The organism is Segeticoccus rhizosphaerae (assembly GCF_009192725.1).
Taxonomy (GTDB): Bacteria; Actinomycetota; Actinomycetes; order Actinomycetales; family Dermatophilaceae; genus Segeticoccus; species Segeticoccus rhizosphaerae.
On sequence record NZ_VOHR01000510.1, the window covers coordinates 1 to 1,796 of the forward strand.

The window sequence follows — 1,796 nt, forward strand, 5'->3', positions numbered from 1 at the left end:
CACGCCGGAGGCGGCGACGACCTGTTCGATCGGGTTGGCGGCCCGTAGCGCGTCGAGGTCCCACCGGCGCCGCGGCCACGCGGGCGGGTGGGCGCCGGTGGTGGTCACAGCTCGACCTGCGGGACGGGTTCGGGCATCGCGGAACGCGCCTGTGCTGGTCCGGCTTCGGTCAGGAGCGCCGCGACGATCTGGCTGACCGGTGTGTGCGGGTCGCGGGCGGCCGCGCGGGCGGTCGCGTCGTGGACCGCGTCCAGGGGGACGTCGTCGGCCAGGGCGGCGTACTCGCGCCAGGTGGGGTCGTAGACGTAGAGCAGGCCGTGGTCGGCGCCGAGCTGGTGGCGCACGGTCAGCCGCTGGTCGCCCAGGCGTCCCCAGTGGTCGCCGAAGTCGCGATCGACCCCGCGGCCGGCGTGGCGGCGGGTGAACGCGATCGGACCGAGCCACTCCAGCCCGTGCGTGGTCATCGCCGAAGCGGGCGTCGGTGACTGGACCGGTGGGGTTGCAGTCGCCGCCGTAGCCGGGTCGGTGGTGTGGGTGGTGGTGTGTGTCATGGCGGTTCGCTCCCTCGCCGGGCCGGCCCGAGTGCCGGCCTCTGCATCGGCTACCGAGCCGCGGATACACCATCCGCACCCGACACCGGTCGGCTTCAGTGGTCGGTCAGGCCGTCGTGGATCGCGGCCTCTCGCCGGGTCGTGGTGTCGGCGGCGACGAAGGCGGCCCAGTCGTTCTCGTCGGTGCTCCAGCCGCCGGCGGGGTCGTCGCGGTGTTCCCTGGCGGTGCACTGGGTGCGGGCCGCCCAGCCGACCAGGCGGTCCTCGATCTCCCTGAAAGCGCGGAACCAGTCGATGCCGGCGGAGGGGGAGGCGGTGGGGGTGTAGCAGGCGCGTTCGTGGTCGCGCAGCGCGGCCAGGGCGGCGACGATGCCGGGGTGGCGGTACCAGCAGGGCGGCACGGTGCGGGCGTCCAGCCCGAACCGGTCGATCAGGTCCTCGACCCAGTCGCGCAGCTCGGTCCAGGCCTGCTCGGCGACCTCGGCCGGCAGGTCGGGCCAGTACACCGGCCCCGCCGCCGACACGGGACCGCCCGGCGAGGGGTCTTCGCGGTGGCCAGTCACGAGAAGGGCGACCGGTTCCCGGGAACCGGCTGGGACGGCATACCGGCGGAGGAGCCGAACTGGCGTGGTATGCCGGGTGCCTGGCTCGCGTGGGCGGCGTGCGCGTGCTGGATGGCCTGCTCGAGCCGGTCACGGGAGCGTTGCAGGGCGTCGGCGTCCGGCCGGGCGGTCCAGGGCGTCAGGGTCAGGATGATGGGTTTGGCGGCGCGCAGCAGCAGGATGCCGGTGCCGAACGGCAGCATCCGTAGCCGGGAGGGTTCCATCACCGGCACCTGGTGGGTGGAGGTGGATCGGGTGCGGGCGCCGTCCGCGCCGACCTGGTGGCTGTGCTGCTGGTCGGTGCGGGTGCCGACCAGCTTGGACAGGTCGTCCAGGTCGCGGGCGTTAGACCCGCCGCCCAGGACGAGTTTGACGATCGCGGCGTCCCAGATCGCGCCGGCCTGGTGCTCGCCCCACACGGCGCGGGCCTGGGCCAGGGACTGCAGCACGGTCGTGGTGGCGATGCCGGTGCCGCCGCCGTCGGACATCAGCGAACCCAGCGAGGGCAGGGGGTAGTTGGCGGCCTCGTCCAGGATCATCGACAGGGGTGGGTCGACCCGGGCGCGGGGGGAGGCGGCGGCCAGGCGGCGGGCGGCTTCGGCGACGTCTTCGACGAACGCGCCGACCAGTCCGGCGGTGGCGG

The 1,796-nt window shown here is 74.4% G+C and carries 3 protein-coding genes; all 3 read right to left on the minus strand.

Annotation, left to right across the window (positions count from 1 at the left end; all coding sequences use genetic code 11):
- Positions 1-104 precede the first annotated feature (104 nt).
- Positions 105-551, minus strand: coding sequence for a hypothetical protein (locus tag FRW57_RS21195; protein ID WP_152186997.1), 447 nt, complete (start codon positions 549-551; stop codon positions 105-107).
- Positions 552-646: 95 nt separating this feature from the next.
- Entirely contained in the window at positions 647-1,114 is a 468-nt protein-coding gene (locus tag FRW57_RS21200; RefSeq protein ID WP_152186998.1) for a hypothetical protein, read from the minus strand.
- A partial coding sequence (locus tag FRW57_RS21205; RefSeq protein ID WP_152186999.1) for a type IV secretory system conjugative DNA transfer family protein occupies positions 1,111-1,796 on the minus strand: 686 nt, incomplete at its 5' end. The genes FRW57_RS21205 and FRW57_RS21200, both read right to left, overlap by 4 nt.

Bases quoted from the DNA above. Each gene is read 5' to 3' on its own strand.
- FRW57_RS21195 (WP_152186997.1), bottom strand. From the start codon at position 551: ATGACACACACCACCACCCACACCACCGACCCGGCTACGGCGGCGACT.